This is a genomic window from Syntrophorhabdaceae bacterium, assembly GCA_035541755.1.
GTDB lineage: Bacteria > Desulfobacterota > Syntrophorhabdia > Syntrophorhabdales > Syntrophorhabdaceae > PNOF01.
On sequence record DATKMQ010000047.1, the window covers coordinates 1 to 15,101 of the forward strand.

Below are 15,101 nucleotides of genomic sequence, written 5' to 3' on the forward strand. Positions count from 1 at the left end.
TTCGTCCATGCCCGCCTTACCGCGACCGGTACCTGACCGGCGGCCGCACAACTTCAAGCATCTCTGACGCACTTATTTCTTACGGGAGCGCGCGATGAGTGACATCGATGGGTATTCATCATCCAACCTTAACAAGTACCAGTGCGGACAATCATTTGCAGTTCACAGAATTGGTGCCTTTTCCGAAAGACTTTTCGAGATGGTATCCCAGGTAGATCATGCTCGTATTCTTAACCTCGGCTGTGGTGAAGGATTTGATATGAACAAACTGTTCAGAGACAGACCTATTCAATTCGATTTCGGTTGTGGCCTGGATTCGAATATCAATTCTTTGATGTATTCCAGGAAGCTTCTTGCTGATTTCGAATTCCATCCGATAAATGGCGATATAGAGCATTTGCCGGTCAAGCTTGATTCCTTTGATCTTATTCTCTGTCTGGAGGTCCTCGAGCATCTCGACGATCCTGATCAGGTCTTGCGGGAAATCTCTCATCGGTTCAATGGTCATTGTCTCTTTTCAGTACCGAATGAACCCTTGTATCGATTGACCAGAATGTTTCTGCTCAGAAAGAACATACGTCAACTTGGTAATCATCCGGAGCATCTGAAAAACTGGTCAAAAAGGGCTTTTTGCCTGTTTGTAGGGCGTTACTTTGTGCTCGATAGCGTTTTGACAACGTTTCCCTGGACTATCGTACTCTGTCATAAAGGGTAGGATCGCGGCATGAAGATTCTCATGATTCCGAGCGACGGGGGAGGCGGCTTCGGCCACATCAGCAGGTGCCTCGTCCTCGCACAAGAGGCTCATCGCAGGGGTCACTCCTGTGCTTTCATGCTGTCAGATTCCCGGTATGAGAAATTTCTGGCCCGGGAGTTTCCTGTTTTCGTGGCGAGGAGGTATAGGGGATTCAGGCATTGGCAGGCTTTGCTTTCGGCAGCAAAGCGGAAGATGGCGGGATCGAGTCAATCTCCAATTTTTTTCACGGGATTTTCCTCGCTCGATTATCAAGTTGTGAGGGACGGATTAACCGACGAGAAAATTCTCACGCGCAGACTGAACGAGTATCTTCGGGCCGTGCGCAGGTTCGATCCGGACGTGATCGTAGCTGACACCAGTTTGATGGCCCGTCCAACGGCAAAGAAGGCGATGCTCCCGATCGTTCAGGTTGTCCGTTACGCTACCCACCCCGATACAAAGAGTATTATCTGGTGGGGCGACGAATCCGACGCCATGAATCCTCCGGATTCGCTTAAGCTTGTTAATCCCTGGCTCAAGACAATGGATTTAGGTGCCATAGCAACCGTGGGGGACCTCCTCCGGGGCGATTTGTACCTGATCCCGGGCATTCCGGAGCTTGAACCTGTCCCTGAAGACGCACAAACCCTGTTCACAGGACAACTGAGCATCGCGACCGAAACTGACGAGACATCAGGATCGATGCCGGAATTTGACGACAGCCTGCCCATGGTCTACGTGACCATAGGGGGAGGAGCCGGACATACTGGTAACAACCTGTTCTTTCGCACCATCATTCGAGCATTCGCGGACAAACCGGTTCAGGTCATTGTGTCCACGGGTAACAAGGTTGATGCACGCGATTTTTCTCACCTGCCGGCCAACGTGAGGATGTTTCCGTGGGTGCCCGGAAAACGTGCTATTTCGAAAGCCGACCTAGTGGTATTTCACGGCGGATACGCAACCATGATGGAATGTGTTTCCTACGGAAAGCCCTCGGTCGTGATTCCTTTTCAGACCGAGCAGGAAGGAAACGGAAGACGGCTTGAACAGTTGGGCTCAAGTGTTTTGTTAAAGCTCAGCCGTGACCCGGGTAGATATGTGACAGGGGACTGGCCATACGGTACGTTCACATTTTTCGTTCAAGAACGATATGATTTGACGGCCGAAATCTTGTATGGGGAAGTAAGTAAGGTTCTCGGGGACGCCGAATATTTGAAGAGGGTAAATCTTCTCAAGTCCAGAGCAGAGGCATATGGAGGTCCGGCGGCGGCCATGGACCGGATTGAGAAACGCTGGGCATGATCTGCCTGAGTACGGTAAAGAGGTAGCAAAGATGACCCTATTAAACAAGAACCTGTTTCCCGAACACATCAAAGAATTGGATCAAGAACACCTTACCCAACTCGCTTCCGAGATCAGAGAAACCATTATCCGAACGGTTTCCAGGAATGGAGGCCATCTCGCGTCCAGTCTCGGGGTAGTTGAGATTACATTGGCCCTTCATCGTGTCTTTGACGCACCCACGGACAAGATCGTCTGGGATGTGGGCCATCAGTGCTATCCCCACAAGCTTGTTACCGGGCGATTCGACCGATTTGACACGTTGAGGCAGTTTGAAGGCATATCGGGCTTTCCAAAAACTTCAGAAAGCCCTTATGATGCTTTCGATACCGGCCACAGCGGCACGTCCATTTCTGCGGCCCTCGGCATGGCGATAGAGCGCGATCTCAGCGGTCTCTCCCATAAAGTCATCGCTGTTATTGGGGATGGTTCCCTTACAAACGGCATGGCGCTGGAGGCAATGAATCATGCCGGTTTCATGGGAACCGATCTCATCGTGGTGCTCAACGATAACGAAAAATCAATTTCAAAAAATGTGGGGGCTTATAGCCGCTACCTGAACAGACTCAGGATGGAATTTCTTTACAGAATGAATAGGAAGAAGAACCTGCCGTCAGATGAGAAGGGATCCAGGAAGTTATCGACCGGCTTGCTCGCCCAGTTCATGCAGCGGGCGCGGCACGTGCTTACCCCGAGCAGGACCGGGGCAGTATTCGAAGAGCTTGGCTTTAAATATCTGGGCCCTATCGACGGTCATGACATAGCGGCCTTGTGCGACGCTTTCGAATCCGCAAAACGTTTGAAAGGTCCTATCCTGATACATTTAGCCACTTCCAAGGGCAAAGGATATCGCTTCGCCGAGGAAGACCCGGTTGGTTTTCACGGGATAGGCTCCTTTAACCACACGAATGGGAAGATTGACCAAACGTCGGCAATCCCAACCTATACGTCGGTTTTCGGAGAGACCCTGGTCCGTTTGGCGAGAAACGATGCGCGTATCGTGGCAATCACCGCGGCTATGAAAGACGGGACGGGGTTAAGCCTCTTCAAAGAGCGATATCCATCGAGGTTCTTCGATGTTGGCATCGCCGAAGAGCACGCTGTCACGTTCGCTGCCGGTCTGGCCAAAAGCGGGGCAAAACCCTTTGTAGCGATCTATTCGACATTCCTGCAGAGGGCATACGATCAGATATTGCACGATGTATGTTTGCAGAACTTGCCGGTAAAGTTCATTATCGATAGAAGTGGAATCGTGGGCGAGGACGGTCCAACGCACCACGGCGCCTTCGATTTGTCTTATCTGAGATCTATGCCGAATATGGTCATTATGGCCCCAAAAGACGAAAATGAGTTGCAGCACCTCTTACGAGTTGCACTTGAGCACGAGAACGGTCCGATAGCGTTAAGATTCAGCAGAGGAAAAGGACTCGGCATCCCCTTAGATGATGAACTGAAGTCCGTACGAGTACCGTCATGGGAGATCGTAAGGCAAGGACGTGATATCGCCATTCTCGCCGTGGGTTCTTCTGTTCATCCCTCCGTGCAGGCAGCGAGTCTTCTCGAGGAATCGGGCATCAACGCTACCGTGATCAACGCGCGGTTTGTAAAGCCTCTTGACGAAGAGCTCATGCAAAGCATCGCCGAGAGCCACAAATACATTATCACCGTGGAAGAAAACGCCCTTAAGGGGGGGTTTGGGAGCGGCGTGCTGGAATCGCTTTCGGACCGACTGAGATTCGATGCGAGAGTTGCGCGCATTGGGCTCCCGGACCGGTTTATTGAACATGGGTCGCAGGGGGTCCTGCGACAGATGTACGGCCTTACCGCGGAAAAGATCGCCGCCACGGTTACAAAGATTGTCCACGAAAAGGAGTGAAGACAGGGTGCTATGACGAAATGTAATCGTGCCGTCACAAATCACGATGATCTCTTGATTCTCGTCGATAAAGAGGATGAAATAGTCGGATACGAGCCCAAGGACATGTGCCACAAAGGCAGGGGCATATTGCATCGTGCCTTCTCCATATTTATCTTTAACGAAATGGGCGAATTTCTGTTACAGAGACGATCTTCATCAAAACCGCTGTGGCCGCAATTTTGGTCGAATAGCGTGTGCAGCCATCCCCGAAAAGGGGAAACCTACGAGGCAGCCGCATCACGAAGGCTGTCAGAAGAAATTGGGTTAAGGGCCGATCTCTCCCGTCTTTTCAAGTTTCGTTATCAGGCACGCTTCGGCCATGTCGGATCTGAAAACGAGATGTGCGTCGTTTTTTCCGGAGTATCAAACGGACCGGTAAGGGCTGATCCGAAAGAAATAGAAGAATGGAAGTTCATCGCCATACCCGAACTCGACGAACAATTGAGAAAGCAACCTCGGACTTTCACTCCCTGGTTCAAAACGGAGTGGCAGAGGTTCCGTGAACTTGATTTGCCGCCGCGTCTTTTGAACCGTGGCTAAACTATGACCAGGAAACGTGAGCCTTTTAAGGGCTCATGAATCTGTGGCTCCATCTGTCAAAATGATTTATCATATTAACTCTATGAGGAGGAATAATGAACGTAGCAGATAAGATTATGTCACGAAACGCCCACGTGGGAATCATAGGTCTCGGTTATGTAGGTCTACCCCTGGTGATCGAGTTCTGCAAAGCCGGATTCAGCGTAACAGGCTTCGATGTCGATCCTCAAAAGATACGCTCCCTCAAAGAGTATAAGAGCTATATCAAACATATCGATTTATCGAAATCGAAGAGCGTCCTGTCCGCCCGCTTCTCGCCGACCTCTGACTTTTCCCTGCTCAATGCAATGGACTGCATCGTGATTTGCGTTCCGACACCGCTTAATAGGAATCGTGAGCCCGATATGACCTACGTTTTCAATACCACAGAAACCGTTGCACGCTACCTCAAAAAAGGCCAGCTCGTGGTTCTCGAATCAACGACCTATCCAGGTACCACAGACGAGGATATGAGGGCCATTCTGGAGAAGACGGGCCTCAAAGCCGGCAAGGACTTTTATCTTGCCTTCTCTCCGGAGAGAGAAGATCCCAACAACAAAGATTTCAACCTGAAGACAGTGCCCAAAGTAGTCGGGGGTTATACGGAAAAATGCCTCAGGGTTGCCAAGGCGCTTTACGATTCCGTGGTCGAGAGAACGGTGCCTGTCTCATCGACCAAAGCGGCCGAAGCCACGAAACTCCTCGAAAATATCTATCGGTCCGTGAATATCGCGCTCGTCAATGAGCTCAAAATACTATTCGACAAAATGGGGATTGACATCCTCGAGGTTATCGATGCGGCCAAGACCAAGCCATTCGGCTTCCAGGCCTTCTACCCCGGTCCAGGGCTCGGCGGTCACTGCATACCTATAGATCCATTTTATCTGACGTGGAAGGCAAGGGAATACGAATGCCCCACCCGGTTCATTGAACTCGCCGGTGAAATCAATACATCAATGCCCGACTTTGTCGTCGGAAAAGTCCTCCAGGCCTTAAACGACACCGGAAAACCGATCAAGGGCTCAAAAATTCTCATGCTCGGTCTCGCATACAAGGGAAACGTGGACGACGACAGGGAGTCGCCATCCTACAGATTGATGGAGAAGCTTGAAGCCCTGGGGGCCAGGGTCCATTATAATGACCCCTACATCCCTATCATACGCCATACACGAGAATTTCCTCACTTCGCCGGAAGAAAATCGTCACCCATACAGGCAAAATACGATTTGATCCTCATCGCGACCCCTCACGATACTTACAGACAGATCGATTTTAACGCCTTCGGTATTCCCGTTGTGGATACCCGCGCGATCGTCAAGCAGAAGGGTAAACTCATCTATAGGGCGTAGATACGGACTCGCTTCGCAGCGAGCATACTCTCAACAACAAAGGCTGTGCCGATTCCGGCACAGCCTTTGTTGTTTTACGCGGACTTGATCACGGAATCATCCGCTATCCGCTATGCTCCATAGCAGCAATCACCTTCCGAAGTAAGCTTTGATAGTGTGCCCGCCCTGCACATTGCTGAACGTGTATGATGAGGATGGGGTCACGAACATGGAGTCGACGATAAGGTATCTGATTCTGTACCCGGCCCTGGGGGTAATGGAGAAAGTCTTGCTGCCTCCCTGGTTCACGTACACGGTTCCTGATGGGGAGATGTACCCGCCCGATCCGGTGGCAGAGGCATTAATGGCATAGGTCTTTGTCGCATTGAGGGTAAATGCAGCACTTACGCTCGTATTTGCGTTCATGGTTACCTGACAGGTTGTACTCGTTCCTGAGCATGCACCCGACCATCCGGTGAAGGTAGAGTTTGCATTGGGTGCAGCGGTAAGGGTTACGAGTGTACCTGCAGTAAAGGTTGTCCCGGTAGGACTTGTGGTCACTGACCCGGTACCGGTGCCTGAAGTGCTCACCGTTAAGGTATAGGTATTCTGAGCAAACGTTGCTGCAATGGTATGACTTGCAACCACGTTACTGAACGTGTAGGAAGATACGGCGCCAACCGATGCGCCATCGACGGTAACGTTGCTTATAGCATATCCGCTATTCGGTGTAATGGTAAATGTCTGGCTAGCCCCGTAATTAACCGTCGCTACCGCTGACGGAGAGATTGAACCGCCCGTTCCTGCTGAAGGGGTGATGACAAAGGACTGCAGGCCGCTTTGCGCGAGTGTGAATGCCTGGCCTGCTATCGTTGACACGGCGGTCCTTGCAGATCCCGAGTTTGATGAAACCGTATAGCCCACGGTCCCGCTTCCTGTACCGCTCGCGCCTGACGCAATGGAAATCCAACTGGCGCCGCTTACGGCGGTCCAGGCGCAACCGCTCTGGGTGGACACGGCAACCGTGCCCGATCCGCCCGTAGCACTGGCAGTTGAGCTTCCTGGTGAAATCGAATAGACGCAAGCCCCGGGGGAACCATTGCCCGCATAGCTCACTTCACCGGAATAGTCGGTCTCCAGGCCCGATGAGTCATAAGCCGTGGCCGCGAAATAGTATGTGTAGCCGGCGGTAAGATCTCCGGTCGTGTAGCTCGTCGCGTTCCCCACGTTAACAACCCACTGGTACGCACCGCTCGCCAATCCGGAATATATCTTATACCCGGCAACACCGGTTTCTGCGGTCCAGGTTAGAGTGACTTGTGTGGCACCTGCCTTCCCCTGAAGGAAGGAAAAGCAAATGAGACAGCATACCGCCATAAAAAAGTGTAGAAATACCCCTCGTCTCTTGTGTGATGCTTGATATCCCATAATGACCTCCTGATGATGTTCTGTGGCCAGGGAAGCACATGGGATACTTTTCCTGGCAGCTCTACTGCCCTATCTTCTCCCACGTAGAAGACTTAGGCTAGGAGCTTTGCGTCCCGGTCTTTCGGCCGGTTTGCCTTTTACAGGATTACATTGTATGACAGCTGTTCAATCTAATCCAATGACCGATGTCACCGTGTGATCAAAGTCAATTTGAATATTTTGTACTCGCCGGGAAACCGCTCACGAGATAACTGTGTCTCGTCCGGGAGAAGAAATTTTGAATCCGATCGATCGGGAACCCGGTCCCAAAAATTACGTCAGGGGATAACAACGGAAAAAGCTATTCATATTTTTTGAGTATTCTTAAGCCATGCTTTCCATTGTGCCATCGGCCTGTCCATTGTGTAGGAAAAACCCCTCTATTAGCTTATGCAATATGCAGGTAAAACCCTTCATGGCCGGGCCTTGTTGCGATGCCCGGACGCAAATAGTCCATAGATTACCGTTTGCTATAAGCGGTACCGCCTAACGGCAAGCAATTTGCAGTCTGTAATAACCAGATAGGAGGGCGCATGGTTACGTTCGTTGCTTTCTTCGCAGGCTTTTACCTTGGCATATTTGTCTTTTCGCTGCTCACGGCAAGTCGCAAGTATGAAGAAAATGATCAGTCATTGCCCCAATTCCAGGTGATTCATCCGCTCCACAAGACGGATGAGAGATAGTTCAAATAACGGGGATTCGTACTTCCTGGCGATTGCTTATACGCAGTCCACTTAATCCCGACATGGGAGCCAGCATATCGGCGCAAACTTTCAGTCTCTTAATACAGTGTTATACTTCAGTTCGCACCAACAAAACATGCAACCCGATTATAGTCCGTGATTCATTACGATAGTAAAGTCGTCTTCTATTCTGCGTGCAACGTCTGTGTATGGCCTATGAACAGGCAGTTTGGCGGACTTTAGGCTGTTCCAGCAAAAGATCTTTTGCCTCTTCTTTGGACCTTCTGCGGCCCGCTACAATCAGGAGCGAACAGAGAAATATCCCCAGATAAAAGCCTGCTAAGAAAGCAAAGAATGTTACCATAACCCCTCCCTCTCAATTGATCGATTCTGTCTTCTTATGGGCCCGGGATCGAGCAATGTCATCTTTCGGCCCATATCCTTCCATGCGCATATGGTAAAACGCTTGTTCCTCCGGAATCAATGACATGGATCACACTTTTGCGGGTGCCAAAATGATGTATAAAGGGGAAGAGAGGCCGGCTGGCTAGGCGCTCTCCCAGTACACGCGAAGATCGGCTCCAACGAACGCGCTACATTCTATTCTATGTTCTTGAAATCACTCGGATTAAGATTATGTTTTTTCAGAAGATCGTAGAAGTCGGCCCTGTACTTACCGGCGCTTTTCGCTGCTTCGGAGACGTTTCCCTTGGAGAGTTCCAGAAGATAAATGAGATAACTCTTTTCAAAGGCATCACGCGCTTCTTTGAGAGGCCTTATCGGCTCCTGGGCCTCCACCCCTTTGGTCTGAAGAATGAGCTCTGCCGAAATGAAGTCCTTATCGGTCATGGCGGCAGCATACTCAACTATGTTTTCCAGCTCGCGAACATTGCCCGGCCAGTCGTAGAGCATCAGCTTCTGCATAGCCTGAGGAGTGAGTCCTTTGATCTCTTTCCTCATTTGCAGCTTAGCCTTTTCAAGGAAATGCTCGGCTAAGGGGGGGATATCCTCCTTCCTCTCCCTTAAGGCAGGCAAATGAAGGGGGATCACATGGACCCTATAGTAGAGATCTTCGCGGAAAAATCCCCGCCTCATCTGCTCTTCGAGATTCTTGTTTGTGGCCACGATGATCCTTACGTCCACCTCAATCAATCTTTCACTCCCGATGGGACGAACCTGTTTCTCTTGAAGGACACGGAGAATCTTTGCCTGGATGGAAAGGGGCATATCGGCAATCTCATCAAGGAAGATCGTGCCCCCGTGGGCCTGCAAGAAAAGCCCCCTCGCTTCCCTGATCGCGCCGCTGAATGCGCCTTTCTCGTGCCCAAAGAGATTGCTTTCCAGCAGCGGTTCAGGAAGTGCTGCGCAGTTGATCGCCACAAAAGGCTTTTCTTTTCTATCACTGGCGAGATGGATCGTCTTCGCGATCAGGTCTTTCCCCGTCCCGCTTTCCCCGAGGAGCAAGACGGTGGAGTCAGTTTTCGCGATGCGGGAGACGGCCTCCAGGATTTTTTGCATCTTGCTGCTCCTCGCTATTATGTTGGAAAAGCTATACCTTGTTTCAAGGAGCCCCTTGAGCCTCTCAATTTCCGATGAAAGGCGCCTATTTTCCATGGCTTTCTGAATTTCAAACAGCAACGCCTGGGATTCGAATGGTTTGGTAAGATAGCTGTACGCGCCACGTCTCATTGCCTTGACCGCGGTCTCGATGCTTCCGTGGCCGGTCAGGATAATAACGGGCATGTGCGGGATGATAAGATGGAGGTCTTCCATCAGGGATATGCCGTCCTTATCCACAAGTTGAAGATCCAGGATAGAAAGGTCGACGACCTGTTCTTTTACCCGTTCGATGGCTCCCCTCTCGTCGTAGGCGGCGACAACCTCGTAGCCCGCTGCTTCGAGTCCCATGCGGATCACCTCAACGAGGTTTCGCTCGTCATCGACCACCAATATTCTTCCCAGGGACATAACGCTCCTTTATCGCGCTTTTTCTCTTTTCTTCTCTTCTATCTCGATATCGACCTTTTTGGACTGCTCGATCACTTCTTTTAATCGCGCATTCTCCTGGGCCGTTTCTGTGGATTGCTTCTGCAATTTCGTGATCTCCTGCTGGGCTTCAGTTCGTAACCTCCTTAATCTGATGTTCTCCTGAATCACATCGATAAGGATATTGGAAGAATTGATCCAACGGCTCCTGGGATAATCTTCCTCAAGCTTCCGTAACGCCACCAAAGCCTTATTATAATCTCGTTTCGGATTGGCCGGGTTGGCGAAATCAAGGGCCGAATTGAAAAGCTCGTCGTCGCCCAGGGGCTTTTTTGTGTCCGCAAGACCCCGTTGTTCGCCGGTGAGAGTATCTGACACGAGTGGATGCCAGCGAAGCTCGCTGTTACTCGTTGTCATTGCCGTGTCTGTCTTGTTCGAGGGCGCAGCACATGCCCCAAGCATACAAATGATTAAACCGGCAAAACAAATATAAATGTGCTTCCCTGGCCGGGTTCGCTTTCCGCCCATACTCTTCCTCCGTGAGCCGTGATAATATATTTAACAAACGCTAACCCCAACCCCGTGCCCTTTACCCACTCGGAATTCTTGATCGGCAGCTGGCGAAATTTTTCAAACACGGCGTCAAGGTTCTCCTTGGGTATGCCGGGACCGGTATCCTGCACAGACAACATCACCGACCCATCCGTATGATTCGCCGAAATTCCGATCTTCCCCCCTTCAGGAGTAAATTTTACCGCGTTTCCAACCAAATTCCTCAGGGCCTGGAGCATCCTTTCCCTGTCGAGTTTCAGGGGGGGTATTTCTTGCTCTATCGTGAGCTGAAGCTTAATCTTCTTTGCCTCAACAAGAGGGCTCATCTCCACGACGACCTTCTGGACAAGAGGTGGGAGGGTCTCGTGGCGAAAATCATAGGACATCATGCCTGCTTCCATTTTCGAAAGCTCCAACAGACGGTTCACAATGTCAATCAGTCTGTTCGTCTCTTCGGAAATGATGGCAAAGAGCCTTTCTTGCTTGTCAGGAATCGGTCCTCCTACACCCTCCCCAAGCAGACTCATGCCCTGTTTTATGGAGGTGAGAGGGGTTCTCAACTCATGAGAAACGGCCGCGAAGAACTCGGATTTCATCTTGTCCACTTTCTGGAGTTTGTCGCACATGACATTGACGGCCTGTGCCAGCTGCGATATCTCGGGAGGCGAAGAGATGCTGAGATTCCCCTCGAAGACCCCTCGGGAGACTTCTTTGGTTTTCTCCATGAGCATCCTGATGGGATTTGTTATGCTTCGGGTACTGACAAAAGAAATCCCCAGGATGAGTGCAACAGCGACTGCAAACATGAGAACCGCCAGTTTGAGTGCTGAGCCCGCGGCGTCCTGCAAAAGCTTCATCCGGGCGTAAATATCCGCGGCGGAGTGACTCTCGAGCGCTTTCAATGCTTCGAGAATCTGCTCCACAACCCTTTCTCTTTCTTTCTCATATCCCATGCCGAAAGAGGAGAAATGACTTGTGCCGGTAGGTTCTATCTCTTCACGTATGAGCGCTTCATATTGTTCATGGAGCGATTTCACACGGCTCAATGCATCCTTCTTTTCCGGCGTGTCTGCCATGGGCATTGCCTGGCCGAGGTAGGTGTCAAAATCCTTTTCAGCCGATTTGAACTGGCTTTGAAATACAGGGTCTTTAGTAATGGCATACTTCTTTTCATATCCCAGCTGCGTGAGGATCGAATCGGCAAGCTTTTGTTTGAGATCTATCATGCGCTCATCAACGTTGAAAATTTTAATCGCCTCATCATTCAACTGATGGAGCTTCACAACGGTATAGGCGTTTACGCCCCCCATAACCAAAATTATTATGAAATAACTAAGGATCAGCCGGGAAAAGATGGTGAACCGCTTCTTTATGGCCATCAGAAAACCCGTTCCTTACGGTCTTCCGGATTGTGCGCTGTGATCATGGTGTATTCTTTACCGTTTAAAGTTTCTTGCGCCGGACCTGTTTTGGGCGCCCCGTCTCCACTATTTTCTCCTCCCCTTAGCCATCTTTTTCATCCAGGGCCAGAGGCCCGACACGGGTCGCGACGCTTGTCTACTCTGGCTCTTTGCAGTGCTTGATGACGGTGAAAGCCGGGAACATGAGAAACCGCTCTGCCTGTCACAATACATAGCACAATATGAGCTATAGTGCAACAAAGTCGATGAGATTAATAGGGAAACGGCATGTGCCCGTTTCCGCCATCTGTCTTACGGCGTTCCCCACACAATTTGTGGAGAAAAAACGTTGACTCCGGAGGCTCCCTGTGTTAGAAAAATGATCGGTATATGCGATGGCAATAACCATGCCAAATAATAAGAGAGATAATCTGGTAGCCCTGCTTCAGTATAGCTCTCACGGCCTTGAGATGGGCCTTTGCGTCGTTATCGGCATCCTTATGGGTTACTATCTTGATAAGCTTTTTCATTCCTCACCATATCTTACGATAATTTTTATGCTTTTCGGTGTCGCAGCAGCCGTGAAAGCGGCTATCAGACTGTTGAAGAAGATTGAAAAAGATGATGAAAGAAACGACAATAAGTGACATAGAACGCATCAACCTGGCCATGCTTGTTCTGGGCTCGGTCCTTTCCTTTGCCGTCATGAAAGATTTCAGATATCTGTTCAGTTTCGGCGTCGCAAGCTCCATCATGATAGTAAATTTCAGGCTCTTAAGAAAAATCCTTGAGGGCGGTCTTACACAATCCTCCGCGCACAAGAAGGCGCTTTTTCTTGTTCTTCCCTTCAAATTCCTGGCCCTGGCAACCGCGGTGGTTGTTATACTCAAATACGGAAATATCGACGTGGTCTTTTTCCTCATGGGACTGACGACGTTGTTCGTATCCATCATCCTCGCACATACTTATAGCCTCGTAAGTCCAATGTTCAAAAGGAGACAGAAAGATGGAGCATGAAGGGTTCACCTGGGTATCTCTGATCCCCTTTCTTAAGAATCTTCCGCCTCACGTTTCCAACGGGATTTTCGTTTCCGTCATAGTCCTCATCGCGGCTCTCATCGGTTACGTTCAACTGAAAAAAGCAGGGGACGATATCGTGCCGGCCGGCAAGCTTACTTTCAGAAACTTCGCAGAGCTTATCGTCGAGACCCTTTCCAATCTTGTCACCACGAATATGGGCCCCCGGGGCAAAGAGTTTACCCTGCTTGTCGGAACCCTTGCCCTCTTTATCCTTTTCAATAACATTTCCGCCCTGGTGCCTGGGTTCATGCCGGCCACCAGCAATGTGAACACAACGTTTGCCTGTTCGCTGACGGTCTTCGTTATGACGCACTATTACGGGGTCCGCGAGCACGGTATCAAGTATCTGAAACAATTCATGGGGCCTCTGGTTTGGCTTGCGCCTATCATGATCCCCATAGAAGTCATCGGCCATCTCGCCCGGCCGGTTTCACTGGGGCTCAGGCTTTTCGGCAATATGTTCGGCGATCATATGGTAACGGCAATGGCCATCGGATTCGTGCCATTCATTTTTCCATTGACCGCCTGGGTATTAGGCTGTCTCGTTGCACTGGTACAAACCTTTGTATTCATGCTCCTCTCCATGGCTTATTTTGCCGGAGCGATTTCGCATGAAGAACATTAATACAAATAGAGAAAGGGGTGAAATATCATGAAGAGGTTTCTAACGGTTTTAATGCTCCTCGGGATTTTCCTCGCTGTTATGTACGGTATTGCTTGTGCTGCCGGTGAAGCTCCAGCAGCAGGTCTCGATTCATCGGTGAAACAGATGGCTGCTCTGGCTGCAGGTCTCGGTCTCGGCATCGCGGCTGCCGGTGGCGGGATCGGTCAGGGTAGAGGTCTTGCTGCCGCACTCGAAGGTATAGCGAGAAATCCCGGCGCTTCGGGCAAGGTATTGACTCCGATGCTCATCGGTCTCGCCATGATCGAATCGCTTGTTATCTATTCACTCGTTATTTCATTTATTTTGATCGGAAAACTGTAAGAACACATCGGGGCGGAAAGCCATTCCGCCCCTCTTCCGTTCAACAAAACGGTGCCAATGGGCGGCGTTATAGGCCGCGAGAATTACTGCGCCGCTATCTTTCCGTCATCATGCGGGCGCTAGATCCTCCCGTTTCTTCCATCGATGATGGGAGGCAACGGCAAACCGGTGTGCTTCATCCCTCATTCTCACAACTTCCTTAAAAACAGGTGAGGCTTTCGCAAGAACGAGCGGGTTCTTTCTACCCGGCATATAGATGAAATCTTCCATCCTTTTCCTTCTTTCACCTTTTGCAATTGAGATGAGATCCCTGTCCACGCCGCTTGCCTGAAGGGCCTTTTTTGCTGCCGCCAGCTGTCCCTTACCTCCGTCTATGATAAAGAGGTCCGGCAGAGGTCCAAGGGCCGTGTCCTTTGCCCTTCTTCTCAAGACCTCGTCGATCATGGCCACATCATCGAGAGTCGAAGCCTGTCTGATGTGGAAAACCCTGTACCCCTTCTTGAGCGGCTTGAAGTCTTCGTAAACGACCATGACGCCGGTAGGGTTCTTGCCCTGGATATGGGAAATATCGTAGATCTCCATGCGGTGAGGCAGACCTCTCAAGGAGAGGGTCCGCTTGAAGGCTTCATCGAGCGCTACCGGCTGTGGCTCGTGGAGGTTTTCAATTGCGAGACGGACCATCTCCTGAGCAAACCGGTGTTTGGGACCGAGCACCTTTAGTGGCCCTCTTTTACGTTCCTCAAGATACTTCTCCAGATACTCCATGTCCCCTATCTCTTCCGAGAGAATAATCTCGTCAGGAATAGGGTGTGCACCGTAGTACTGGAAGAGAAAGGTCATGATCGCATGGTCCGGCGTTTCCGTGTAAAAAGGTTCTTTGAAGAGGCGCCTGGATATGAGGATGCCCCGTCGAAAGTTTAGAAGCGCCATGGTCACTTTCTTTTCACCTTCAGAAAAGGCCCACACATCCCTGTTCTTGCCGAAATGCTCATGCACGTGCTGCTTCTCGATCATGCCCTTTATTGCACCGTAACGCTCTTTCA

General features: G+C 50.5%; 15 protein-coding genes and 1 riboswitch. Of the genes, 9 read left to right on the forward strand and 6 right to left on the reverse strand.

The window, feature by feature from the left end:
* Window positions 1-151: 151 nt before the first annotated feature.
* Window positions 152-508: a hypothetical protein gene (locus tag VMT62_03945; GenBank protein HVN95558.1), complete on the reverse strand. Its 357-nt coding sequence runs from the start codon at window positions 506-508 to the stop codon at window positions 152-154.
* 216 nt (window positions 509-724) lie between these two features.
* On the opposite strand from VMT62_03945, the gene VMT62_03950 reads away from it, so the two are divergent.
* The 4 genes from VMT62_03950 (at window position 725) to VMT62_03965 (ending at window position 5,926) form a co-directional block, all read left to right on the forward strand.
* On the forward strand, window positions 725-2,041 hold the full coding sequence (locus tag VMT62_03950; GenBank protein ID HVN95559.1) for a nucleotide disphospho-sugar-binding domain-containing protein: 1,317 nt from the start codon (window positions 725-727) through the stop codon (window positions 2,039-2,041).
* Window positions 2,042-2,072: 31 nt separating this feature from the next.
* On the forward strand, window positions 2,073-3,956 hold the full coding sequence (gene dxs / locus VMT62_03955; protein ID HVN95560.1) for a 1-deoxy-D-xylulose-5-phosphate synthase: 1,884 nt from the start codon (window positions 2,073-2,075) through the stop codon (window positions 3,954-3,956).
* A gap of 12 nt (window positions 3,957-3,968) precedes the next feature.
* Complete coding sequence (idi, locus tag VMT62_03960) at window positions 3,969-4,538, forward strand: isopentenyl-diphosphate Delta-isomerase (protein ID HVN95561.1); 570 nt, start codon at window positions 3,969-3,971, stop codon at window positions 4,536-4,538.
* Between the two features lie 95 nt (window positions 4,539-4,633).
* Window positions 4,634-5,926, forward strand: a complete 1,293-nt coding sequence (locus tag VMT62_03965) for a nucleotide sugar dehydrogenase (GenBank protein ID HVN95562.1) — start codon at window positions 4,634-4,636, stop codon at window positions 5,924-5,926.
* Between the two features lie 129 nt (window positions 5,927-6,055).
* On the opposite strand, the gene VMT62_03970 is transcribed toward VMT62_03965, so the two are convergent.
* On the reverse strand, window positions 6,056-7,333 hold the full coding sequence (locus VMT62_03970; protein HVN95563.1) for a hypothetical protein: 1,278 nt from the start codon (window positions 7,331-7,333) through the stop codon (window positions 6,056-6,058).
* Window positions 7,334-7,384: 51 nt separating this feature from the next.
* A riboswitch (cyclic di-GMP riboswitch) is annotated at window positions 7,385-7,478 on the reverse strand.
* Window positions 7,479-7,905: 427 nt separating this feature from the next.
* On the opposite strand from VMT62_03970, the gene VMT62_03975 reads away from it, so the two are divergent.
* On the forward strand, window positions 7,906-8,055 hold the full coding sequence (locus VMT62_03975) for a hypothetical protein (protein ID HVN95564.1): 150 nt from the start codon (window positions 7,906-7,908) through the stop codon (window positions 8,053-8,055).
* 600 nt (window positions 8,056-8,655) lie between these two features.
* Here the strand turns inward: VMT62_03975 and VMT62_03980 are convergent.
* From VMT62_03980 to VMT62_03990, 3 genes are read right to left on the reverse strand one after another with little or no spacing between them, the layout of a single operon-like run.
* Window positions 8,656-10,023 carry a sigma-54 dependent transcriptional regulator gene (locus VMT62_03980; GenBank protein ID HVN95565.1) on the reverse strand — a complete coding sequence of 456 codons (1,368 nt, stop codon included), beginning with the start codon at window positions 10,021-10,023 and terminating at the stop codon, window positions 8,656-8,658.
* 9 nt (window positions 10,024-10,032) lie between these two features.
* Window positions 10,033-10,569: a hypothetical protein gene (locus VMT62_03985; GenBank protein ID HVN95566.1), complete on the reverse strand. Its 537-nt coding sequence runs from the start codon at window positions 10,567-10,569 to the stop codon at window positions 10,033-10,035.
* Window positions 10,512-11,972 carry an ATP-binding protein gene (locus VMT62_03990; GenBank protein ID HVN95567.1) on the reverse strand — a complete coding sequence of 487 codons (1,461 nt, stop codon included), beginning with the start codon at window positions 11,970-11,972 and terminating at the stop codon, window positions 10,512-10,514. The genes VMT62_03985 and VMT62_03990 overlap by 58 nt, the downstream gene beginning before the upstream one ends.
* Window positions 11,973-12,400: 428 nt before the next feature.
* Between VMT62_03990 and VMT62_03995 the strand changes: the two genes are divergently transcribed.
* The 4 genes from VMT62_03995 to VMT62_04010 are packed head-to-tail and all read left to right on the forward strand — an operon-like array spanning window position 12,401 to window position 14,058.
* The gene (locus tag VMT62_03995; protein HVN95568.1) at window positions 12,401-12,640 is read left to right on the forward strand and encodes an AtpZ/AtpI family protein; all 240 of its coding nucleotides are present in this window, start codon (window positions 12,401-12,403) and stop codon (window positions 12,638-12,640) included.
* Entirely contained in the window at window positions 12,615-13,010 is a 396-nt protein-coding gene (locus VMT62_04000; protein ID HVN95569.1) for a hypothetical protein, read from the forward strand. Before VMT62_03995 ends, VMT62_04000 begins: the two co-directional genes overlap by 26 nt.
* Window positions 13,000-13,698: a F0F1 ATP synthase subunit A gene (gene atpB / locus VMT62_04005; GenBank protein ID HVN95570.1), complete on the forward strand. Its 699-nt coding sequence runs from the start codon at window positions 13,000-13,002 to the stop codon at window positions 13,696-13,698. The genes VMT62_04000 and atpB overlap by 11 nt, the downstream gene beginning before the upstream one ends.
* A 27-nt stretch (window positions 13,699-13,725) precedes the next feature.
* Window positions 13,726-14,058, forward strand: a complete 333-nt coding sequence (locus VMT62_04010) for an ATP synthase F0 subunit C (GenBank protein HVN95571.1) — start codon at window positions 13,726-13,728, stop codon at window positions 14,056-14,058.
* 108 nt (window positions 14,059-14,166) lie between these two features.
* Here the strand turns inward: VMT62_04010 and VMT62_04015 are convergent.
* On the reverse strand, window positions 14,167-15,101 hold a 935-nt coding region (locus tag VMT62_04015; GenBank protein ID HVN95572.1), incomplete at its 5' end, for a hypothetical protein.